We start from the raw sequence: 21,988 nt of genomic DNA on the forward strand, positions 1-21,988 counted from the left end.
TGCATGAAATTTCGTCTTCTTCTGTGGGTGCTGGGCCTGATGATGGGCAAAGCCAGCCGCACCAACCCTGCGTTCCAGCAACAGCTGGGTGACAAAGACCTGGCGTTCCAGGTGCAGACCCTCGACGGCAAAGTCGCCCGTCATTTCATCGTCAAAGACCAGCGCATCACCAGCCGTTCGGGTGTACACCCGTCGCCTGCGTTTGCTATCGCCTTTAAAGATGCCGCCTACGGCTTCGCCACGATGCAGGCGAAGAACAAGCAACTGGCGTTCATGACGGGGATTCAGGACAAGTCGATCCAGATCAAGGGCAACCCGGCACTGGTGATCTGGTTCCAGGGGTTGACCAAGTATTTGAAGCCGAAGAAAAAGAAGTAACTGTAGGAGCGAGCTTGCTCGCGAAGGTCGTTAACGATCACGCGGGGTGCCTGACACCCCGCAGTGTTCTCGGGTTTTCGCGAGCAAGCTTGCTCCTACATGTTCAGTTCTGATTGAACTGGGACGCCAGTTCACGCAACAACACCTCAGCATCCAGCACCTTGCCCACCACTTCCTCAGCCTTGTCCCGGCTCAAGCCCAAACGCTCCAGCAACGCATCCGGGATGGCTTCATCCGGCCCGGAGCCAATGCCGCGGCTGCGCAGCAGGCACACCAGATTCGGGTACTCAGTTCTACGCTTTTGCTAAACCGCCAAAAGTTGACGAACTTGCTCCTGTGTTACGCACATATGTAACCTTGTCGCCCACCGCGTAATTTCCATTGGCGACGATAGTGACCTCACCACTTCCATCGTCTGCTTTGACGCTCACTGTCTGGCTCGTTGAGTGGGGACCTGTCATCCTGGTTCCCAATTTCGTTACAGTGCCTGTAAGTTGTGTCTGCGTGACTGGCATGAGTTTTCTCCTCAGGGCTCGTCATTGGGTTGCAGTAACTACTCATGCCGATTAGATCACTCGGAAGTTGTCCCGAATACTGTCAACCCTCACAGGTAGTCGCACACCCTGCTCTTCTGAAGAACAAGTAACTGGCGTTCATGACGGGGATTCAGGACAAGTCGATCCAGATCAAGGGCAACCCGGCGCTGGTGATCTGGTTCCAGGGGTTGACCAAGTATTTGAAGCCGAAGAAAAAGAAGTAACTGTAGGAGCGAGCTTGCTCGCGAAGGTCGTTAACGATCACGCGGGGTGCCTGACACCCCGCAGTGTTCTCGGGTTTTTCGCGAGCAAGCTCGCTCCTACATGTTCAGTTCTGGCTGAACTGGGACGCCAGTTCACGCAACAACACCTCGGCATCCAACACCTTGCCGACCACTTCCTCAGCCTTGTCTCGGCTCAGCCCCAGACGCTCAAGCAGTTCGTCAGGAATGGCTTCATCAGGCCCGGAGCCAATCCCACGGCTGCGCAACAAGCGCACCGCCAAACACACCAGGTTCGGGTATTCGGCGTACTGACCGTCATAGGTCGGGTCATGCTGGAAGCGCAGGGCCGTGGACAGTTCGTCCGGCATATCCCAGTAACGCATCAGCCACGCACCAATCTGCTCGCGGCTGATGCCCAGCAGGTGTTGTTCCACATAGCTGTGGCACAGGTGCGGGTTGACCTCCAGGTGGCGGCAGATCAGCGAGAAGTGCGGCGGGAACACATGGGCCAGCAGCAGGTAACCGAAGTTGTGCAGCAGGCCGGCGAGGTAAGTCAGGCCCGCTTCCGGGCGCTGGGCACGGGGCATGGCACGGGTGAGGCCTTCGATCACGGCGGCGGTGTAGATCGACTGGTGCCAGTACGGCGTGGCCTGGTGCGGGTGGTCCTTGGGCAGGCTCAAGGTCTTGCCCAGTGCCAGGCCCAATGCCAGGTTGATCACCAGGTCAAAGCCCAGCACGCGCACGATGGCGTCTTCCACCGAGCGGATCTTGCCCGGCGAGGCGTAATACGGCGATGCAGCCCAGCTCACCACTTGGGCGGCCAGGGCCGGGTCGGTTTCTACTACGCCGGTGATGTCATCGATGGTGGCGTTGGGGTCGACCCGCAGCTTGATGATCTTTTGCGCGGTATCGGCCAGCGGCGGAATCTCGATGGTCGCTTCCAGGCGTTGCTGGATGCGACGGGCGGTGAACGCCTGCATCGCCTGGGTGATTTCCTCGCGGTCATCGTTGGGGCGGTCGAGGTTGGGGCGGATATTGCTCAGCGGCTCGCCGAAGTGCGCGGCACTGGCTTTGGTAAGCATGGTCTTGAAGTCGGCGCTGGCGATTTCCAGCAGCAGCCCGGCTTCGCCCGAATGTACCAGCAGGCTTGGTTCATTGAGCAGGCTGCCTTCGTATAGGCACGGTGAACTGGTCAGCGCTGGCAGGCCCGGCAGCAGGCTCAGCTCGTGCTTATCCAGCATGCGCTTGACGCGCTCTGGCGACACCGCCGTAAGGCGTCGGCCGGTGAGTTCGGCAAGACGGTTGAGGTCGAGCAACTGGTTTTGCGGGAACAGCACCATCAGTGCGCCCACCGCATCTTCCAGCAGCACGGCCTGGACCTTTCGCGCGGGATTCAGGCCAGGTTGTTCGGCGACTTCCGTGTAACTGATGGAGAGTTTTGCGAGCAGAGCCCGAATGACCGGCGGGGCGGTCAGTGGGGCTGTAGCGAGGGCAACTTCTGACATGGCCTGATCCAATTTTTTACAATCAAAGAAGTATAACCAGCTTGATACATCTGTTGGTCGTATAAGTGAGTCAGGCGTCACACTTGGCCGTATTGCTGCCCGTGCCTGAGCCAGCGATCCAGCAATGGGCTGACATGCTCCGGCCAGCGCTCCAGCAGCGCTTGCGCCGCATCGCGTACAGCGGGGAGCAAGTCGGCATCGCGCATCAGGTCGGCGACCTTGAATTGCAGCAGGCCGGTCTGGCGGGTGCCGAGCATTTCGCCGGGGCCGCGCAGTTCCAGGTCCTTTTCGGCGATGACAAACCCGTCGTTGGTTTCGCGCATGATGCCCAGGCGCTGACGACCGATCTGTGACAGCGGCGGGTGATACAGCAGCACGCAATGGCTGGCGGCGCTGCCTCGGCCGACGCGGCCACGCAATTGGTGCAGCTGGGCCAGGCCCAGGCGCTCGGGGTTTTCGATGATCATCAAGCTGGCGTTGGGCACGTCCACGCCGACTTCGATTACCGTGGTGGCCACCAGCAATTGCAGGTTGCCGGCCTTGAATTCGGCCATCACCGCCGCCTTTTCCGCAGGCTTCATGCGCCCGTGGATCAGCCCCACCTTAAGCTCGCCGAGGGCGCTGGTGAGGTCTTCGTAGGTGGTTTCGGCGGCCTGGCAGGTGAGCTCTTCGGACTCTTCGATCAGCGTGCACACCCAGTACGCCTGGCGACCTTCGGCGCAGGCACCGCGTACGCGTTCGATCACTTCGACACGCCGGGTGTCGGTGACCAGCACGGTATTGACCGGGGTACGGCCTGGGGGCAGTTCGTCGAGAATGGAGGTGTCGAGGTCGGCGTAGGCGCTCATGGCCAGGGTGCGCGGGATGGGCGTGGCGGTCATGATCAGCTGGTGCGGGTTCATGCGCCCGCCCACACCTTTCTGGCGCAGGGCCAGGCGTTGTTGCACGCCAAAGCGGTGCTGTTCGTCGATGATCACCAGGGCCAGGTTCTTGAACTTCACTTCGTCCTGGAACAGTGCGTGGGTGCCCACCACCATCGGCGCGCCACCGGCGATTTGCTCCAGCGCGGCGGCTCGGTTCTTGCCCTTGAGCTTGCCCGCCAGCCACGCCACTTCCAGGCCCAAGGGTTCGAGCCAGCGCTTGAAAGTGATGAAGTGTTGCTCGGCCAGGATCTCAGTCGGGGCCATCAGCGCTACCTGGTAACCGGCTTCCAGTGCTTGCAGGGCGGCGAGGGCGGCGACGACGGTCTTGCCGGCGCCTACGTCGCCCTGGATCAGGCGCAGCATGGGTTCTTGCTGGCTGAGGTCGTAGGCGATTTCATTGCCGACGCGCTGCTGCGCGCCGGTGGGCGCAAAGCCTAAGTTGGCCAGGTACTGCGCGGGCAGGTGCGTGGCCTTGGGCATCGCCGGTGCGCGCAGGGAGCGCATGCTCTCACGCAGGCGTTGTTGGGACAGCTGGTGGGTCAGCAGTTCTTCAAAGGCCAGGCGGTGCTGAGCCCAGTGATGCCCCAAGGCCAGTTCATCCACATCGGCGTCGGCCGGCGGGTGATGCAGGTAGCGAATCGCATCGTCCAGCGGCGCCAGTTGGTAGTCGCGGGCCAGCTCCAGTGGCAGCCAGTCGGGCAGGCTTTTGGGGCCGAGCATCGTCAACGTTTGCGTGCACAGTTGGCGCAGGCGTTGCTGGGTCAGGCCTTCGGTAAGCGGGTAGATGGGGGTGAGGGTGGTGTCTACCGGCGGTGGTTCATCGCCGGTTATGGCGCGGTATTCCGGGTGGTAGATCTCAAGGCCCGATGCGCCGGGGCGTGCTTCGCCGTAGCAACGCACGCGGGTGCCGCGCTTGAGGCCTTCTTTCTGCGCATTGCTGAAATGATAGAAACGCAGGCTCAGGCCGCCGGTGCCGTCCTGCAGGCGCACCACCAGGCTGCGACGCTTGCCCATCACTACATCGGCGCCGCTGACGGTGCCTTCGACCACTGCATCCTGCCCAGGGCGCAGTTGGCCAATGGGCACTACGCGGGTGCGGTCCTGGTAACGCAGGGGCAGGTGGAACAGCACGTCCTGAAGATTCTCCAGGCCGACCTTGGCCAGTTTCTCGGCCATGGCTTCACCGACACCCTTGAGTGCCGTCACCGACACCTGCGACAGCTCAGTCATACGTTGGCTTAGCTCGCAGCAGTCGGCTTGGCCACCGAGCACAGGCGGATCGAGTCGGCGAGGATCTCAATGGCCTTGGGCCGTGGGAAGCTGGCGCGCCAGGCAATGGCCACGGTACGGAACGGTACCGGCGGCGTGAGCGGACGCACTTCAATCACACCAGGGGCGTAATGATGGCTGTCGACGGCCGACAACGGCAGGATCGAAATGCCCAGGCCGGACGCAACCATGTGGCGGATGGTTTCCAGGGAGCTGGACTCCACGGTGGTGTGCTTGGCGCCGTCGTTGCCTTTGGTCAGGGTCGGGCAGGCTTCGAGCACCTGGTCGCGGAAACAATGGCCTTCGCCCAGCAGCAGCAGGCTCTTGTCGTTGAGCAGGCCGGCGTCGATGGTGTCTTTTTGCGTCCACGGGTGGGAGGCCGGCATTAGCACGTAGAACGGCTCGTCGTAGAGGGGCAGGGTGAGTACGTCCGCCTCATTGAACGGCAGGGCGATGATGATCGCGTCCAACTCGCCGTTGCGCAGTTTGTCGCGCAGTACGTGGGTGAAGTTTTCTTCGATATACAGCGGCATCTGCGGCGCGACGCGGTGCAGTTGCGGGATCAGGTGCGGGAACAGGTACGGGCCGACGGTGTAGATGGCGCCGACTTTCAGCGGTGCGGTCAGCTGGTTCTTGCCGGCCTGGGCCAGCTCGCGAATGCTTTGCGCTTGCTCCAGCACCTTCTGGGCCTGGGCCACGATGCCTTCGCCCACGGGGGTGAGGCGCACGGCGCTCTTGCTGCGCTCGAAAATCAGCACACCGAGTTCGTCTTCAAGCTTTTTCACGCCCACCGACAACGTCGGCTGGCTGACGTGGCAACGCTCGGCCGCGTGGCCGAAGTGCTGCTCTTGGGCGAGGGTAACGATGTAGCGTAATTCTGTAAGAGTCATAGCGGGCGTCCATGAGGTTGCGGGCCAAGCATACCGGCTGCAATCGATAGACGCACGTTATCAGAAGTTTGTTGGGGATTGAGTGGGGGCGTGGAAGAGTTTTTTGGTTGTACGCAATCAAATGTGGGGGCGGGCTTGCTCGCGAATGCGGTGTATCAGTGACGAATGTATCGACTGACACTCCGCATTCGCGAGCAAGCCCGCTCCCACACAAGCCCGCTCCTGCAACCCTTAGCGGCGGCGCTTCTCGATGTTGTACACAAACGGTGCAACGATCTCGATGCTGCCGCCCTTGAGCATGTCGGCCGGTGGCTTGGGCAGCGGCTGGGCACGACGGATCATGTCCAGGGTGGCGCGGTCCAGGTCGGCGTTGCCGGAGCGGCCCACCAACTCGTAGGACAGCACGTTGCCGTCAGCATCCACCACGAACCGCAGGCGGTTCAGGCCTTCTTTGCCACGGGCCTGGGCGCCGGGCGGGTACTTCTTGTACTTCTGCAAGTGCGCCAGCAGGGTGCCTTCCCAGGATGCCTTGGCAGCAATCTGTTGCGGCGACGGGCCTGGTACGGGCTGGGCCGACTTCTCCGCAGGGGCGTTGGTCGGTGGAGCGTCGCTCGGCGGATCCTCGGAAGGTTTCTCCTTGGGCGGCTCGATCTTCTTCTCCACCGGTTTTGGCGGCGCAGGCTTAGGCTTTGGTTTGACCGGTTTGGGCACCTGGATCGTCGGCTTGGGTGCCTCGGCCAGTTTCGGCAGGGGCAGTTCTTCGACCGGCGTCGGTGGTTGCGGCGGCGTGATCACCTTGGGCGGTGCCGGAGGCGGCGGCGCTGGCATCGGCGCCAGGTCAATGACCATGGCGGCCGGTGGCAACTGCACCGTGTGCGGCGCTGACCAATGGAGCGCGATAGCGATCGCGACGGCATGCACGCCCAGCACGACGGCGAGGCTGGTGCCATAACGCGTCAGTTTGTGGCGCGTCGTGATCATTTCTTGGCTGCCGTCTCAAGTCCGACCAGGCCTACCTTGAGGTAGCCGGCTGCCCGCAGGGCATCCATCACGCTCATCAGGTCGCCGTAGTCCACGCCCTTGTCGGCCTGGAAGAAGATCGTCGTGTCTTTTTTGCCTTGGGTCTTGGCGTCCAGCACCTGGCCCAGGGTTTCGGATTTGACTTCTTCTTCGCCCAGGAACAGACGCTGGTCTGCCTTGACGCTGAGGAACACCGGTTTCTCTGGCCGCGGCGCCGGCTTGGCGGTGGAGGCGGGCAGATCGACCTTGATGTCCACGGTGGCCAGTGGAGCGGCCACCATGAAGATGATCAGCAGCACCAGCATCACGTCGATAAACGGCGTGACGTTGATTTCGTGGTTCTCGACGAGTTCGTCGTCGCCTTGATTCAAATGCAGGCCCATGGCCGATTACCCCACTTTCACCATGTGCGGTTGCGAGCTGCGCTCGGTAGGCAGGTGATCGAGGTCGCGGCTGACCAGCAGCAGGACTTCTGCCGACGCGTCCGACACCTGGGCTTTGTAGCCAGCGATCGAACGGGCGAAGACGTTGTAGATCACCACCGCAGGAATCGCAGCAACCAGGCCCAGGGCAGTTGCCAGCAGGGCTTCGGCGATGCCTGGGGCAACGACGGCGAGGTTGGTGGTTTGGGTTTTGGCGATGCCGATGAAGCTGTTCATGATGCCCCACACAGTACCGAACAGGCCGACGAACGGCGCGGTGGAACCGATGGTCGCCAGCACGCCGGTGCCGCTGCTCATGTTACGACCGCATGCTGCAACCAGGCGCTCCAGGCGGAAGGCCACGCGCTCCTTGATGCCTTCTTTTTCGCGGGTGTTGGCCGACAGGCGCATTTCTTCCAGCGCATCGTGCACCAGGGTGTTGGCCAGGGTGCCCTTCTTGGTTGCGCTTTCGCTCGCTTCCTTGAGGGTGGTGGCCTTTTTCAGGTGCACGATTTCGGTGCGCAGACGACGCTTGGCGCCCAGCAGCTCGAAGCCTTTGGCGATCCAGATGGTCCAGGTGATGATCGAGGCGATGGCCAGGCCGATCATCACGGCCTTCACCACGACGTCAGCGTTCTGATACATGCCCCATGGGGACAGGTCGTGGGCCATGCCCAGGGTGTTGTCTTCTTCCAGTACCACGCCGGTTTCGTCGGCGGAGGCAGGATCGGCAGCCAGGGCTGGATCGTTAGCGGCTGGGGCGATGGCTGGAGCAGCAGTGCTTTGCTCGGCAGCAGCCGGTGCGGCTGGGGCGGTGGCATCCGCGAAGGCGGCGGTCGGCGCCAGCATGACGCTGAACAGCAGCGCGGCAATCGCGCGCCAGGCGCGGGATGTGGTTGGCGAAGCGGGGGTGGTATTACGTGTCATGCTGGCCGGACCTGAGAGGAAAAATGAGTGATCGTCCTTCCAGACCTGGGAGGCCGAGGACAAATGGGCGGTTATTATTGCAAGTAATTCTTGTTAACAGAAGTAATACAGTAACTTTATTTGTGCTTTTTCTGGCCGTTTGTCACCTGCGAGGGCTAACCTAGACCTTTCTGTACGGAGTTTTGTGATGTCTGCGCCTTCTGTTGTGATTGCCGGCTGTGGCGATGTGGGGAGCCGGTTGGCCAGCCAACTGCTCGCCTCGGAATGGGAGGTTCATGGCCTGCGGCGTGATATTTCGCGCCTGCCCGAGGGGGTGATCGGCATCGCGGGCGACCTGTTCAACAAGGATTGCCCCGACACCTGGCCGATTGGCGGGGTGGATTACCTGGTGTATTGCGCGGCCGCCACCGATCACGACGAAGCGGGGTATCGCGCGGCTTACGTACAGGGTCTGAAACATGTTCTCGAATGGCTGGGTGACTATGGCCAGGAGCCGAAGCACCTGCTGTTTGTATCCAGCAGCAGCGTGTACGGGCAACAGAAGGGGGAGTGGGTCGACGAAACGTCCGCCACTCAGGCGCAGGGCTACTCCGGGCAAGTGATGCTCGAAGCCGAGCAAGTCGCACTCGAAAGCGGCATTCCGGCCAGCATCGTGCGCCTGACCGGCATCTACGGGCCGGGCCGTGAATGGCTGCTGACCCAGGTGCGCCGAGGTTATCGCGTGGCGATTGACCCACCTTTATATGGCAACCGTATTCACGCGGACGACGCGGCGGGCTTGCTGGCCTTTATGTTGCGGCATGTAGAAAAGGGCGGTTCGTTGGAGAAGGTCTACATCGGCGTCGACGATGCGCCCGCGCCGCTGGCGGAGGTGGTGGATTGGTTGCGTGAGTATCTGGGTGTGACCGAATGGGCTGATGATGCCAGCGTGCGGCGTGCGGGGAGCAAGCAGTGCAGTAATGCACGGGCCAAGGCGTTGGGATGGGTGCCGACCTATCCGACCTTCCGGGAAGGTTATGCAGCGATTCTCAAAGGCTGAAACGCGGTAAAAAATGTGGGAGCGGGCTTGCTCGCGAAGGCGGTGTGTCAGTCACTGGAAATGTTGACTGATCCGCCGCTTTCGCGAGCAAGCCCGCTCCCACATTTGAGTCTTCGTGAGGCTGGTTACTGCTTTTCAAGCAGCCATTGGCGAGGGCCGGGCGTGAACTGAGGCACTTCATCCGCCTGCGCAGTATTGATCGCCTGGAAGATTTCCAACTGCTTATCCTTGCGCACAAAGATCCACGGGTTGCCCTGGCCGTTCAATTGCAACCAGATGCTGTCATAGCCGCCGCTCATGGACGCGCAATCACCCGCCAGGCACAACGAGTACTGATCGACATTCGGCAGCCCGGCAACTTTGCCGTTGGCCTGGAATTGCACGATGGCGCCGCTGCCGAAACCGTCGAGGATCTTCCAGTCACCGCCCAGATACGCGGCGTACAGTGCTCGCTCGAAGTTGGCACCCAGTGGTGCGCCTTCCGGTGCTGGCTCTTTGGCTCGTGCAAACAATTGCTCAGGCTCATTGTCGTTGGCCACTTGCAGCAGTTGCTTGCCTTTGCGCTTGAGTTCGGTGGCGGAGCTGCCGTAGAAGTCGACGCTCCAGGCGCCGGATTTTTCACCCAGCAACTTGCCTTCTGCTACTTCAAAACCGTTGTAGTAGCGCGCCTGCCCTGCCTTGGGGTTGACCTCCCATTCGAGGTTCGGGCCAAAGCTTTGCAGGGCTTCACGCAAAGGGCCGCCCTTGGCTGCCGCATCGATGGCGACCTGGTTGATCCAGGTGCCGCTCACATCCAGGTCGGCGGGGTTGCTGGCGCAGCCGCCGAGCAGCAGGGTGAGCAACGATGAGGCTACAAGCGCTTTGCGCATTACGAAATCCTTCTGAAACAGAGTCGGCGCAGCCTGGGGAAAGCTGCGCCGGGTGTTTTACTCGATGACCAGAATCGCGTCCATCTCAACCTGCGCGCCCTTTGGCAGGGCGGCAACGCCGATGGCGGCACGGGCTGGGTACGGCTGTTCGAAGTACTTGCCCATGATCTCGTTGACCTTGGCGAAGTGGCTCAGGTCGGTGAGGAAGATGTTCAGCTTGACGATGTCCTTGAACGAACCGCCGGCGGCTTCGGCCACGGACTTGAGGTTCTCGAAGACCTGCACGGTCTGCGCTTCGAAGCCTTCCACCAGTTCCATGGTCTTCGGGTCCAGCGGGATCTGGCCGGACATGTAGACGGTGTTGCCTGCCTTGATCGCCTGGGAGTAAGTGCCGATGGCGGCTGGGGCCTTGTCGCTGGTGATAACGGTCTTGGTCATTTATGACTCCTTGTAAGAGGCAATGGCTTATTTGAAGAGTTATGCACGCATGCGGGTGATGCGGATCACGCCGGTCAAGGCGCGCAGTTTCTTGATCACGCGGGCCAGGTGCACGCGGTCGTGCACGCTGACCACCAGCTGGACCACGCTGATGCGGCCATCGCGTTCGTCCATGCTGATTTTTTCGATATTGCCGTCGGCCGCGTTGACGCTGCTGGCCAGCAGGGCGATCAGGCCGCGTTGATGTTCCAGCTCCACGCGCAGCTCGACGTTGAATTCGCCGGTGACATCCTTGGCCCACGAAAGCTGGATGCATTTTTCCGGGTTGTGGCGGATTTCGGTGATGTTGCGGCAGTTGTCCAGGTGCACCACCATGCCTTTGCCGGCGGACAAGTGACCCACAATCGGGTCGCCCGGGATTGGCGTGCAGCACTTGGCATAGCTGAGCACCAGGCCTTCGGTGCCGCGAATCGCCAGCGGGCCTTCGGGGCTTGGCAACTGTTCGCCTTCGCCCAGCAGGCGGCGGGCGACCACATAGGCCATGCGGTTGCCCAGGCCGATGTCTTCCAGCAGGTCTTCGATGGTTTCCTGGCGGTACTCGTGGAGCATCGCTTGCACGCGTTCCTGCGGGATCTTGTCCAGGGCGCTGTCGAAACCGTTGAGCACCTTGTTCAGCAGGCGTTCGCCCAGGCTGATGGACTCGGAACGGCGCTGCAGCTTCAGGGCGTGGCGAATGTGCGTGCGCGCCTTGCCGGTGACCACGAAGTTGAGCCATGCCGGGTTCGGGCGTGCGCCCGGTGCGCTGACAATCTCCACCGTGGAGCCGCTTTGCAGTGGCTCGGACAGCGGTGCGAGACGGCGATTGATCCGACAGGCAATGCAGCTGTTACCCACGTCGGTGTGCACCGCGTAGGCAAAGTCGACCGCCGTGGAGCCTTTGGGCAGCTCCATGATCCGGCCTTTGGGCGTGAACACGTAGACCTCGTCCGGGAACAGGTCGATCTTCACGCTTTCGATGAATTCCAGGGAGTTGCCGGCACGTTGTTGCATCTCCAGCACGCCTTTGACCCACTGACGGGCGCGGGCATGGGTGCCTTTTGGCTGTTCGTCACCGCTGGATTTATACAGCCAATGGGCGGCGATGCCGTTGTTGGCCATTTCTTCCATTTCCCGCGTGCGGATCTGGATCTCGATCGGCACCCCGTGCATACCGAACAGTGTGGTATGCAGCGACTGATAGCCGTTGGCCTTGGGAATGGCGATGTAGTCCTTGAAGCGGCCCGGCAGGGGTTTGTACAAATTATGTACAGCCCCCAGCACGCGGTAGCAGGTATCGACCTTGTCGACGATGATCCGGAACGCATACACGTCCATGATCTCGTTGAAGGCCCGGCGTTTGCCGCGCATCTTTTTATAGATGCCGTAGATGTGCTTCTGCCGCCCGCTGACTTCGCCCTCGATCTCATCGATCGCCAGGCAATGGCTCAGGGACTCTTCGATCTTGTTGACGATTTCCTTGCGGTTGCCCCGGGCGCGCTTGACCGCCTGGTAGATGCGCGCCGAACGCATCGGGTGCATGGCCTTGAAGCCAAGGTCTTCGAATTCGATACGAATGGCGTGCATGCCCAGCCGGTTGGCGATGGGCGCGTAGATTTCCAGGGTTTCCTTGGCGATGCGCCGGCGTTTTTCGCCGGACAGCACTTCCAGCGTGCGCATGTTGTGCAGCCGGTCGGCCAGCTTGACCAGGATCACACGAATATCGCGTGCCATGGCCATGGCCATCTTCTGGAAGTTTTCCGCCTGGGCTTCGGCCTTGGTCTCGAAGTTCATCTGGGTCAGTTTGCTGACCCCGTCGACCAGTTCGGCCACGGTTTCGCCAAATTGCGCGCTGAGCGCTTCCTTGGCGATGCCGGTGTCTTCGATCACGTCATGCAGCATCGCGGCCATCAGGCTTTGATGGTCCATGTGCATGTCGGCCAGAATATTTGCCACCGCAAGGGGATGGGTGACATACGCCTCACCGCTACGGCGGCGCTGGCCGTCGTGGGCTTGTTCGGCGTAGAAATACGCTCGGCGGACCAGGTTGACCTGGTCTGGGCCGAGGTAGGCCGATAAGCGATCGGCGAGGGCGTCTATGCTCGGCATAGGAGTGACTCCTGCCGCATGCGTTGACCCCGCGCCGTGCTACGTCGACCAGGCATAGGCTTAGACGGCCTCGTTGGACTCGTCCTCGAACGCGGCAAACAGCGGTTCGTCTTCAACGATTTCAGCGTTGGCGATGAACTCGTAGCTCATCAGGCCTTCAGCGATTTCACGCAGGGCTACAACGGTAGGCTTGTCGTTTTCCCACTGGACCAGGGGCTCTTTGCCGCCAGTGGCCAGTTGACGAGCACGCTTGGTAGAGAGCATGACCAGCTCAAAGCGGTTATCCACGTGTTCTAAGCAGTCTTCAACGGTTACGCGGGCCATGGTATTCCTCGGAGCGAATGCAAGATGCGCGCTGCCCGGTTGGGCGAGCGGACTGAGCAGTTTAAAAAATCACCAGCGTTTAGGGAAGCGCTGATTTTTCGAGAGCCTTCGTAAAACCGCTGCAAGCGCCAATGTAAAGCCCTTGCAGCGGTTTTGGGAAGTGCCAATCAGCCGAGCAATTCGGCGAGTAATTTGCCGAAACGCTGCTGCTGGCGCTTTTGCTGGAGCTGATTGGTGCGGAAAATCGCCTTCAAGTCATCCAGTGCGTGGGCAAAATCGTCGTTGATGATCAGGTAATCGTAGTCGACGTAATGGCTCATTTCGCTGACGGCTTCGCGCATGCGGCCTTCGATGATCTCGTCGCTGTCCTGGCCACGGTTGGTCAGGCGCTGGTGCAAGGCCTCAAGCGAGGGCGGCAAGATGAAGATCGAGCGCGCCTGTGGCATCAGCTTGCGCACTTGCTCGGCGCCCTGCCAGTCGATTTCCAGGATCAGGTCGTGGCCTTCGTCGAGGGTCTGCTGCAGATGGCTTTGGGAGGTGCCGTAGAGGTTGCCGAACACTTCGGCGCGCTCCAAGAAGTCGCCGTGTTCGATCATCTTGACGAACTCGGTGCGCTCCACGAAGTGATAATGCACGCCGTTCACCTCGCCCGGACGCATGGCGCGGGTGGTGTGGGAGACCGAGATGCGGATCTGCTCGTCAGCGTCGGTCAGGGCCTTGACCAGGCTGCTCTTGCCCGCGCCCGAAGGGGCGGAAATGATGTAAAGGGTGCCGGTGCTGTGGGTCATGGAAGTTGCCTTACTCAATATTCTGTACTTGTTCGCGCATCTGCTCGATCAACACCTTGAGGTTGACCGCAGCCTGGGTGCTGCGCGGGTCGAAAGCCTTGGAGCCCAGTGTATTGGCTTCGCGGTTGAGTTCCTGCATCAGGAAGTCAAGGCGCCGACCGGCGGCACCGGCTGACTTGAGCACGCGACGCACTTCGAGGATGTGGGTGCTCAGGCGGTCGAGCTCTTCGGCGACGTCGCTCTTCTGTGCCAGCAGGACCATTTCCTGCTCCAGGCGCGTCGGGTCGAGGTCGGCCTTCATGTCGGTGAAGCGGTCGAGAACCTTCTGGCGCTGGGTGGCGAGCATCTGTGGCACCAGTTCGCGCAGGGTGACCACGTCTTCCTCGATCGAGGTCAGACGCTCGTTGATCAGGCGAGCCAGCTCGGCGCCTTCGCGCTCGCGACCGGCCTTGAGTTCCTTCAAGCCCTGGTTGAACAGGGCGAGGGCTTCGGCGTTGAGGGCTTGCGGGTCGGTGGCGTCGCCCACCAGTACGCCGGGCCAGGCCAGCACTTCCAGCGGGTTCAGCGCGGCAGGCTGCTTGATCAGGCCGGCGATGGTCTCGGCGGCGGCCACCAACTGTGCGGCGCGGTCGCGGTCGATCTGCAGGGCCTTGCCGGTGGTTTCTTCGGTAAAGCGCAGGGTGCATTCCAGCTTGCCGCGGGAGATACCCTGGCGCAGCGCTTCGCGCACGGCGCCTTCGAGGTCGCGGAATGACTCCGGCAGACGCAGGTGCGGCTCCAGGTAACGGCTGTTGACCGAGCGCAGTTCCCAGCTCAGGGTGCCTTGGACGCCGGCTTTTTCGACGCGGGCGAAGGCGGTCATGCTGTGCACCATGGAGGTACCTCGCGTTGCAGTCCCGCAAACACGGGCTGATGGTTAGGCTTTTTTGTAGGAGCGAGCTTGCTCCTACAGTCTGAAGGCGCAGGATTGTAGCGCAGTGAGAGGAGTGCGCCCAAACCCGGCCAATCGTTACCGAGTTTTTAGAAGTGCCCCGAATCGGCTCGCGGCTCTATAATGCTCGGCAGTTTTTCGTCCTCAGTACAGGTATCCCCTATGAAACGTCCAAGTGGTCGCGTTGCCGATCAGCTCCGCTCGATCCGCATCACCCGCAACTACACCAAACACGCCGAGGGATCTGTACTGGTCGAGTTTGGCGATACCAAGGTTATTTGCACTGTCAGCGTCGAAAACGGCGTGCCGCGCTTTCTTAAAGGCCAGGGCCAGGGTTGGTTGACTGCCGAATACGGCATGCTGCCGCGCGCCACTGGCGAGCGTAACCAGCGTGAAGCCAGCCGTGGCAAGCAAGGCGGGCGCACCCTGGAAATCCAGCGCCTGATCGGCCGTTCCCTGCGCGCAGCCCTGGACATGTCCAAGCTGGGCGACGTGACCCTGTACGTCGACTGCGACGTGATCCAGGCTGACGGCGGCACCCGCACCGCGTCCATCACCGGCGCCATGGTGGCCCTGGTTGACGCACTCAAAGTGATCAAGAAGCGTGGCGGCCTGAAAGGCGGCGACCCGCTCAAGCAAATGATTGCCGCCGTATCGGTGGGCATGTACCAGGGCGAGCCTGTGCTGGACCTGGACTACCTGGAAGACTCGGCCGCCGAGACCGACCTGAACGTGGTGATGACCAGCACCGGTGGTTTCATCGAAGTGCAAGGCACTGCCGAAGGCGCGCCATTCCAGCCTGCCGAGCTGAACGCCATGCTGGCCCTGGCCCAGAAGGGCATGACCGAGATCTTCGAACTGCAAAACGCCGCATTGGCCGACTGAGCCGGCCTCAAGGAGAAACGCCATGAGTGACAGTCAATTGCCAGCGTCCACGCCTTCCTATGAAGCGCGCCAGGGTGCGATGTTGTGTCATTTCGCGGCCTTCCTTGGGTTTGTGTTCCCGTTCGGCAGCGTGATCGGGCCGCTGATCCTGTGGCAGCTCAAGAAGGAAAAGGATGCGTTCATTGATGACCAGGGCAAGGAGGCCTTGAACTTCCAGATCACCGTAGCCATCGCCTGGATTGCTTCCATGGTGCTGGCCTTCGCGGTGATCGGGTTTTTCCTGATGATCGTGCTGGTGATCGCCACCCTGGTGTTGACCATCATTGGTGGCATCAAGGCCAACAAGGGGGTTGCCTATCGCTATCCCTTGACCTGGCGATTGGTCAAATAATGAACGCCCACAAAAAAACCGACAGCGATGTCGGTTTTTTTGTACCTGGAAAAAGACCTTAGATGGTCAGTGTCCAGTCGTAGTCCACGATCAGCGGCGCATGCTGCGAGAAACGCGGCTGGCGCGGCAGGCGTGCACTGCGAACGAACCGGCGCAGACCAGGGGTCAGCAACTGGTAGTCGAAGCGCCAGCCCAGGTTGAGCATTTCCGCCTGTTCGTTATCCGGCCACCAGCTGTACTGGTCGCCTTCACGGCTGACTTCGCGCAGGGCATCCACATAGCCCATGTTGCCGACAATCTCGTCCATCCAGGCCCGTTCCGGCGCCAGGAAGCCCGGGGATTGCTGGCTGTCGCGCCAGTTCTTGATATCCAGCTTCTGTTGCGCCACGTACAGCGAGCCACAATAAATGTACTCGCGACGTTTGCGCCGCTGTTTATCCAGGTAACGGGCGAAATCGTCCATTAGCTTGAACTTCTGGTTCAAGTCTTCATCGCCGTTCTGCCCCGAAGGAAGCAGCAAGGTCGCGATGCTGACCTTATCGAAATCGGCTTGCAGGTAGCGCCCGTAGCGGTCGGCTGTCTCGAAGCCGAGGCCGCTGATGACCGCCTTGGGTTGCAACCGCGAATACAAAGCCACGCCACCTTGGGTGGGCACTTCGGCATCGCAGGCATAAAGGAAGTAGCCATCCAGTTGGAAGGCTGGGTCGTCCAGTTCAAAGGCGGAGGCGCGGGTATCCTGCAGGCAGATGACGTCGGCATTCTGGGCTTGCAGCCAACTGAGCAAACCACGCTCGACTGCAGCCTGAATACCATTAACGTTCACACTGATGATCCGCATAAATGGCCCCAAAAATCGCGTGCGTGTATGATACACGCCGTCTAACTAATTAGCTAAATCCGTGGTATCTGAGGCTTTTTTCATGCAGGCGTATCAACGCGATTTCATTCGTTTTGCCATCGATCGCGGCGTTTTGCGCTTCGGTGAGTTCACCCTCAAGTCCGGGCGCACCAGCCCGTACTTCTTCAATGCAGGCTTGTTCAACTCGGGTTCGGCCCTGGCTCAGCTGGGTCGTTTCTATGCGGCAGCCATCGTTGAAAGCGGTATTTCCTTCGACGTGCTGTTCGGTCCAGCCTACAAGGGCATTCCCCTGGCGGCCGCGACGGCCGTGGCGTTGGCCGAACATCACGGGCGGGATCTGCCATGGTGTTTCAACCGTAAAGAGGCCAAGGCCCATGGCGAAGGCGGCAGCCTGGTGGGCGCGCCGCTGACCGGTGATGTGCTGATCATCGACGACGTGATCACCGCAGGCACGGCGATTCGTGAAGTGATGCAGATCATTGCATCCCAGGATGGCGCCAAGGCTGCCGGTGTGCTGATCGCGTTGAACCGCCAGGAGCGTGGCAATGGTGAATTGTCGGCGATCCAGGAAGTGGAGCGTGATTTTGGTATTCCGGTGGTGAGCATCGTGTCGTTGAACCAGGTGTTGCAGTTCCTGGAAGATGACCCGCAGCTCAAGCAGCATTTGCCGGCGGTTCGTGCATACCGCGAGCAGTTTGGCGTCTGACATCGGTCCCTCTGTATAAGAGGGCTTGTGTGGGAGCGGGCTTGCTCGCAAATGCGGTGGGTCAGAAACATATCCAGTGACTGACACTCCGCATTCGCGAGCAAGCCCGCTCCCACATTTGGACCGCGTACAAATAAAAAGCCCCCGCTCAATTGAATTGAGCGGGGGCTTTTTGGTTTTCGGTGTTTAAGGACGCTTGCGGTTGCTGATCAGCGTACCCATGCCGGTATCCGTGAAGATTTCCAGCAATACCGCGTTCGGTACGCGGCCATCGATGATCAGCGAACTGCCAACGCCACCTTGCACGGCTTCCAGCGCGCAGCGGATCTTGGGCAGCATGCCGCCATAGATGGTGCCGTCGGCGATCAGTTCGTCCACCTGTTGGGTGGTCAGGCCGGTCAGTACCTTGCCTTCCTTGTCCATCAGCCCTGCGATGTTGGTCAGCAGCATCAGCTTTTCAGCCTTCAGCGCTTCGGCCACCTTGCCGGCCACCAGGTCGGCGTTGATGTTGTAGGACTCACCGTTGGCGCCCACGCCGATTGGCGCGATCACCGGGATGAAGTCACCTTTGACCAACAGGTTCAGCAGGTCGGTGTTCACGCCCACCACTTCGCCCACCTGGCCGATGTCGATGATTTCTGGCTGGGTCATCTCCGGAGTCTGACGGGTGACCGTCAGTTTTTTCGCACGGATCAGCTCCGCGTCCTTGCCGGTCAGGCCGATGGCGCTGCCGCCGTGGCGGTTGATCAGGTTGACGATGTCCTTGTTCACCTGGCCGCCGAGGACCATCTCCACCACGTCCATGGTCTGCGCGTCAGTGACGCGCATGCCATCGATGAAGTGACTCTCGATCGACAAGCGCTTGAGCAGGTCGCCAATTTGCGGGCCACCACCGTGAACCACCACAGGGTTGATCCCCACGGCCTTCATCAACACGATGTCGCGGGCAAAGCCGGTTTTCAGCTCGTCGCTTTCCATGGCATTGCCGCCGTATTTGATCACCAGCGTCTTGCCGACGTAGCGTCGAATGTAGGGCAACGCTTCGGACAGGACCTTGGCGGTGTTGGCAGCGGCTTCGCGTTCGAGGGTCATTCAGGGCTCCGGTAAAAAATCAGAACGGTAATTGGAGATCAGGGGCAACACGTTTCAACTGGGCGTGGAATACGTCCTTGATGCGCTGCAACTCAGCCTCGGTATCCGCCTCGAAACGCAGGACCAGCACCGGTGTGGTGTTGGACGCGCGAACCAGGCCCCAGCCTTTGGCGTAATCGACTCGCACACCATCAATGAGGGTCAGGTCGGCGCCTTCGCCCCATTGCGCATCGTGCAGTGCGTCAATGATGCTGAATTTGCTCTCCTCGGTCACATGGATATTGATCTCTGGCGTAGAAATATCATTCGGGAAGGTCTGAAACAGCTCCTCGGCCGTGGATTTTTCCTTGCTGAGGATCTCCAGCAGACGAGCGGCGCTGTAAATGCCGTCATCGAAGCCGAACCAGCGTTCCTTGAAGAACACATGGCCGCTCATTTCGCCGGCCAGCAGGGCGCCAGTTTCCTTCATTTTCTTTTTGATCAACGAGTGACCGGTCTTCCACATGAGTGGGCGGCCGCCGTATTCCTTGATCAGCGGGGTGAGGCGGCGGGTGCACTTCACGTCGAAGATGATCTCGGCGTTGGCGTTGCGTGCTACCACATCACGGGCGAACAGCATCAGCAGGCGGTCCGGGAACACGATCTCGCCGGTCTCCGTCACCACGCCCACGCGGTCACCGTCGCCGTCGAAGGCCAGGCCCACGTCAGCCCCGGTTTCCTTGACCTTGGCGATCAGGTCCACCAGGTTTTCCGGCTTGCCTGGGTCTGGGTGGTGGTTGGGGAAGTGGCCGTCAACCTCGCAGAACAGCGGGATTACCTCGCAGTTCAGCGCTTCGAGCAGTTGCGGGGCGATCACGCCGGCCGCGCCGTTGCCGCAGTCCACCACTACTTTGAGGCGGCGCGCGAGCTTGACGTCACGGGTGATTTCATCGGAGTAGCGCTGCAGGATGTCGACCTTGGTGATGCTGCCTTTACCGCTGGTCAGGTCGTTGGTCTTGAGGCGGTTGTGCAGGGCCTGGATCTGTTCGTTGGCAAGGGTATCGCCGGCGATGACGATCTTGAAGCCGTTGTAGTCCGACGGGTTATGGCTGCCGGTGAGCATCACCCCGGACTTGCCGGCCAGCACGTTAGCGGCGTAGTACAGCGCAGGGGTAGGCACCAGGCCGACGTCGCTGACATGGCAGCCGCTGTCGGCCAGGCCTTGGATCAGTTGTTCCACCAACTCGGGGCCGGACAGGCGACCGTCACGGCCGACCGATACGTTGGGCTCGTCCTGGGCCAGGCTTTGGGAACCGATGGCGCGGCCAATCCAGTAGGCAGTTTCGGCAGTCAGGGTCTTGGGCACCACACCACGGATGTCGTAGGCGCGAAAGATGCTGTCGGGGAATGTCGGGGCTACTCGGGCTGCGGTACTCATCGCGGGGGGAAACTCCATCTGAAGGGGGCAAGGCTGGTCTGAATGTGACTGACCGGCAGGCTCAAACTGAAGGGTATGACGGTGTTTTTGGCAGAGAGTTCGTGGTGCAAAAATGCCATCGGAGCTTGGGCTCCGTCTTTTTGTCTGCGTAATTCATTGATTTCAATGGGGAAATCTCGCTGATTAAGTCCGCGCATTCTTCGTCCTGAAAAGCCTTGCGGTGGCGTCAGGCCGGGCAACGGCGCCCGGCCAGGTTCAGCGTAGTCAGTGGCTGCCGGAATGCCCGAAACCGCCTGCGCCGCGTTGGGTTTCATCGAATTCCTGGACCAGTTCGAAGTGCGCCTGTACCACCGGCACCAGCACCAACTGTGCAATACGCTCGCCGACCGCGATATTGAATGCGGTCTGGCCACGGTTCCAGCACGACACCATCAGCTCGCCCTGATAGTCCGAGTCGATCAGGCCCACCAGGTTGCCCAGCACGATGCCGTGTTTGTGGCCCAGGCCCGAGCGCGGCAGGATCAGCGCCGCCAGGCCCGGGTCGCCGATGTAGATCGACAGGCCGGTGGGAATCAGCAGGGTCTGGCCCGGCTCAAGGACAGTGTCCTCCTTCAGCATGGCGCGCAGGTCCAGGCCGGCAGAGCCTGGGGTAGCGTAGGCCGGCAGGGGGAATTCGTTGCCGATGCGGGGGTCGAGGATCTTGGCTTGCAAAGCGTGCATGGAAATTAAACCTGGTTCAGCCGTTGGGCGATAAAAGAGATCAGTTGGCGGGCAATCTTGCCCTTGCTGGTCTGGGCGAAAAGGGTGGCCTGCAGGTCGCGGTCGATCACGCTGCAGGCGTTTTCCTCGCTGTTGAAGCCGATGCTCGGGTTGGCGACATCATTGGCAACGATCAGATCGAGGTTTTTGTCTTTCAATTTGCGTGCGGCATAGTCCAGCAAATGCTCGGTCTCGGCGGCAAAACCGACGCTGAATGGGCGATCCGGACGGGTGGCGATGGTGGCCAGGATGTCCGGGTTGCGCACCATTTGCAGGAGCAGGCCGTCGCCGCTTGTAGGGTCTTTCTTGAGCTTTTGCGGGGCTACGACTTCCGGGCGGTAATCCGCAACCGCTGCCGAGGCGATGAACAGGTCGCAGGGAATGGCCGCTTCACAGGCCGCCAGCATGTCGCGGGCGCTGACTACGTCGATTCGCGTGACCCGATCAGGGGTGGGCAAATGCACCGGGCCTGTGATCAGGGTGACGCGCGCGCCTGCCTCGACCGCCGCTTCCGCCAAGGCAAAGCCCATTTTCCCTGAGCTATGGTTGGTGATGTAGCGCACCGGGTCGATGTTTTCCTGGGTTGGACCGGCGGTGATCAGCACATGCTTGCCGGTCAGGGCCAGGTGCTGGAAGCACTCGGCGGCGCACAGCGCCAGGTCATTGGCTTCAAGCATGCGGCCCATGCCCACGTCGCCGCAGGCCTGGCTGCCGGATGCCGGGCCGAAAACCTTGAGGCCACGGCTTTGCAGCAACTGGGTGTTGGCCTGGGTGGCCGGGTCGCGCCACATGGCCTGGTTCATGGCCGGTGCGATGGCGACGGTGGCGTCGGTGGCCAATACCAGGGTGGTCAGCAGGTCGTCGGCGATGCCTTGGGCCAGACGGGCGATCAAGTCGGCGGTAGCCGGGGCGATCAGCACCAGGTCGGCCCATTTGGCCAGCTCGATGTGGCCCATGGCCGCTTCGGCCGCCGGGTCCAGCAGGTCCAGGTGAACTGGGTGGCCGGACAAGGCCTGCATGGTCAGCGGGGTGATGAACTCACTGCCGCCGCGGGTCATGACCACGCGCACTTCGGCGCCTTGGTCCAGGAGCCTGCGAACCAGTTCTGCGCTCTTGTAGGCGGCAATGCCGCCGCCGACGCCGAGAACGATGCGTTTCCGATACAGACGCTGCATTGGTTTGCCTTTCCAGTTCAGTGACGCCTGCGATGCCCCCTCCCCAGGTGAAATCGCACGCAAAAAAGAGGGCCTA

At 61.1% G+C, this 21,988-nt stretch carries 21 protein-coding genes and 3 pseudogenes; 6 read left to right on the forward strand and 18 right to left on the reverse strand.

Going from position 1 to position 21,988, the window contains the following annotated elements; all coding sequences use genetic code 11:
* The first annotated feature begins 3 nt into the window (after nt 1-3).
* Nucleotides 4-378, forward strand: coding sequence for a helicase (locus tag DYL59_RS11555; RefSeq protein ID WP_135289306.1), 375 nt, complete (start codon nt 4-6; stop codon nt 376-378).
* 103 nt (nt 379-481) lie between these two features.
* Here DYL59_RS11555 and DYL59_RS11560 read toward each other — a convergent pair.
* Nucleotides 482-667: pseudogene (locus DYL59_RS11560) on the reverse strand (histidine kinase); the annotation flags it as partial.
* Between the two features lie 357 nt (nt 668-1,024).
* Here DYL59_RS11560 and DYL59_RS11565 point away from each other — a divergent pair.
* Nucleotides 1,025-1,138: pseudogene (locus DYL59_RS11565) on the forward strand (helicase); the annotation flags it as partial.
* A 104-nt stretch (nt 1,139-1,242) separates the two neighbouring features.
* Here DYL59_RS11565 and DYL59_RS11575 read toward each other — a convergent pair.
* The 6 genes from DYL59_RS11575 to exbB all read right to left on the reverse strand — a co-directional run bounded on the left by DYL59_RS11575 (nt 1,243) and on the right by exbB (nt 8,094).
* Nucleotides 1,243-2,643: an aminoacyl-tRNA deacylase and HDOD domain-containing protein gene (locus tag DYL59_RS11575; RefSeq protein WP_135289307.1), complete on the reverse strand. Its 1,401-nt coding sequence runs from the start codon at nt 2,641-2,643 to the stop codon at nt 1,243-1,245.
* Nucleotides 2,644-2,720: 77 nt separating this feature from the next.
* Entirely contained in the window at nt 2,721-4,796 is a 2,076-nt protein-coding gene (gene recG / locus DYL59_RS11580; protein WP_135289308.1) for an ATP-dependent DNA helicase RecG, read from the reverse strand.
* 8 nt (nt 4,797-4,804) lie between these two features.
* Entirely contained in the window at nt 4,805-5,725 is a 921-nt protein-coding gene (locus tag DYL59_RS11585) for a hydrogen peroxide-inducible genes activator (RefSeq protein ID WP_016975936.1), read from the reverse strand.
* Nucleotides 5,726-5,956: 231 nt separating this feature from the next.
* Nucleotides 5,957-6,706 carry a TonB family protein gene (locus DYL59_RS11590; protein ID WP_135289309.1) on the reverse strand — a complete coding sequence of 250 codons (750 nt, stop codon included), beginning with the start codon at nt 6,704-6,706 and terminating at the stop codon, nt 5,957-5,959.
* On the reverse strand, nt 6,703-7,128 hold the full coding sequence (exbD, locus tag DYL59_RS11595; protein WP_135289310.1) for a TonB system transport protein ExbD: 426 nt from the start codon (nt 7,126-7,128) through the stop codon (nt 6,703-6,705). Before exbD ends, DYL59_RS11590 begins: the two co-directional genes overlap by 4 nt.
* 6 nt (nt 7,129-7,134) lie before the next feature.
* Complete coding sequence (gene exbB, locus DYL59_RS11600; RefSeq protein WP_135289311.1) at nt 7,135-8,094, reverse strand: tonB-system energizer ExbB; 960 nt, start codon at nt 8,092-8,094, stop codon at nt 7,135-7,137.
* A 187-nt stretch (nt 8,095-8,281) separates the two neighbouring features.
* Between exbB and DYL59_RS11605 the strand changes: the two genes are divergently transcribed.
* Nucleotides 8,282-9,133, forward strand: coding sequence for an SDR family oxidoreductase (locus DYL59_RS11605; protein WP_135289312.1), 852 nt, complete (start codon nt 8,282-8,284; stop codon nt 9,131-9,133).
* Nucleotides 9,134-9,258: 125 nt separating this feature from the next.
* Here the strand turns inward: DYL59_RS11605 and DYL59_RS11615 are convergent, their stop codons facing one another.
* The 6 genes from DYL59_RS11615 to DYL59_RS11640 form a co-directional block, all read right to left on the reverse strand.
* Complete coding sequence (locus DYL59_RS11615; RefSeq protein WP_135289313.1) at nt 9,259-10,002, reverse strand: hypothetical protein; 744 nt, start codon at nt 10,000-10,002, stop codon at nt 9,259-9,261.
* Between the two features lie 57 nt (nt 10,003-10,059).
* Nucleotides 10,060-10,440, reverse strand: coding sequence for a RidA family protein (locus DYL59_RS11620; RefSeq protein ID WP_003176922.1), 381 nt, complete (start codon nt 10,438-10,440; stop codon nt 10,060-10,062).
* 39 nt (nt 10,441-10,479) lie between these two features.
* Complete coding sequence (gene spoT / locus DYL59_RS11625; RefSeq protein ID WP_058424246.1) at nt 10,480-12,585, reverse strand: bifunctional GTP diphosphokinase/guanosine-3',5'-bis pyrophosphate 3'-pyrophosphohydrolase; 2,106 nt, start codon at nt 12,583-12,585, stop codon at nt 10,480-10,482.
* Between the two features lie 60 nt (nt 12,586-12,645).
* A complete protein-coding gene (gene rpoZ / locus DYL59_RS11630) occupies nt 12,646-12,909 on the reverse strand; it encodes a DNA-directed RNA polymerase subunit omega (protein ID WP_003176920.1) in 264 nt (87 codons plus the stop codon).
* Nucleotides 12,910-13,076: 167 nt separating this feature from the next.
* On the reverse strand, nt 13,077-13,697 hold the full coding sequence (gene gmk / locus DYL59_RS11635; RefSeq protein ID WP_016975930.1) for a guanylate kinase: 621 nt from the start codon (nt 13,695-13,697) through the stop codon (nt 13,077-13,079).
* 10 nt (nt 13,698-13,707) lie between these two features.
* On the reverse strand, nt 13,708-14,571 hold the full coding sequence (locus DYL59_RS11640) for a YicC/YloC family endoribonuclease (protein ID WP_135289314.1): 864 nt from the start codon (nt 14,569-14,571) through the stop codon (nt 13,708-13,710).
* A 219-nt stretch (nt 14,572-14,790) separates the two neighbouring features.
* Between DYL59_RS11640 and rph the strand changes: the two genes are divergently transcribed.
* Together rph and DYL59_RS11650 are read left to right on the forward strand one after the other, a co-directional pair.
* Nucleotides 14,791-15,513, forward strand: a complete 723-nt coding sequence (gene rph, locus DYL59_RS11645; protein WP_017735760.1) for a ribonuclease PH — start codon at nt 14,791-14,793, stop codon at nt 15,511-15,513.
* Nucleotides 15,514-15,535: 22 nt separating this feature from the next.
* Nucleotides 15,536-15,904 (forward strand): DUF4870 domain-containing protein, encoded by a 369-nt coding sequence (locus DYL59_RS11650; RefSeq protein WP_135289315.1) that lies wholly within the window; start codon nt 15,536-15,538, stop codon nt 15,902-15,904.
* 58 nt (nt 15,905-15,962) lie between these two features.
* Here the strand turns inward: DYL59_RS11650 and DYL59_RS11655 are convergent, their stop codons facing one another.
* Complete coding sequence (locus tag DYL59_RS11655; protein WP_003195493.1) at nt 15,963-16,742, reverse strand: exodeoxyribonuclease III; 780 nt, start codon at nt 16,740-16,742, stop codon at nt 15,963-15,965.
* Nucleotides 16,743-16,824: 82 nt separating this feature from the next.
* Here DYL59_RS11655 and pyrE point away from each other — a divergent pair, with 82 nt between their 5' ends.
* Complete coding sequence (pyrE, locus tag DYL59_RS11660) at nt 16,825-17,469, forward strand: orotate phosphoribosyltransferase (protein ID WP_021492595.1); 645 nt, start codon at nt 16,825-16,827, stop codon at nt 17,467-17,469.
* 186 nt (nt 17,470-17,655) lie between these two features.
* Here the strand turns inward: pyrE and argB are convergent, their stop codons facing one another.
* The 4 genes and pseudogenes from argB to coaBC form a co-directional block, all read right to left on the reverse strand.
* On the reverse strand, nt 17,656-18,561 hold the full coding sequence (gene argB, locus DYL59_RS11665) for an acetylglutamate kinase (protein WP_016975925.1): 906 nt from the start codon (nt 18,559-18,561) through the stop codon (nt 17,656-17,658).
* A gap of 19 nt (nt 18,562-18,580) precedes the next feature.
* Nucleotides 18,581-20,002, reverse strand: a pseudogene (locus DYL59_RS11670) (phosphomannomutase/phosphoglucomutase); the annotation flags it as partial.
* 240 nt (nt 20,003-20,242) lie between these two features.
* Nucleotides 20,243-20,698 (reverse strand): dUTP diphosphatase, encoded by a 456-nt coding sequence (gene dut / locus DYL59_RS11680; protein ID WP_135289317.1) that lies wholly within the window; start codon nt 20,696-20,698, stop codon nt 20,243-20,245.
* A 5-nt stretch (nt 20,699-20,703) separates the two neighbouring features.
* On the reverse strand, nt 20,704-21,912 hold the full coding sequence (coaBC, locus tag DYL59_RS11685; protein ID WP_135289318.1) for a bifunctional phosphopantothenoylcysteine decarboxylase/phosphopantothenate--cysteine ligase CoaBC: 1,209 nt from the start codon (nt 21,910-21,912) through the stop codon (nt 20,704-20,706).
* Between the last annotated feature and the right edge of the window lie 76 nt (nt 21,913-21,988).

The organism is Pseudomonas kairouanensis, assembly GCF_004682055.1.
Classification (GTDB): domain Bacteria; phylum Pseudomonadota; class Gammaproteobacteria; order Pseudomonadales; family Pseudomonadaceae; genus Aquipseudomonas; species Aquipseudomonas kairouanensis.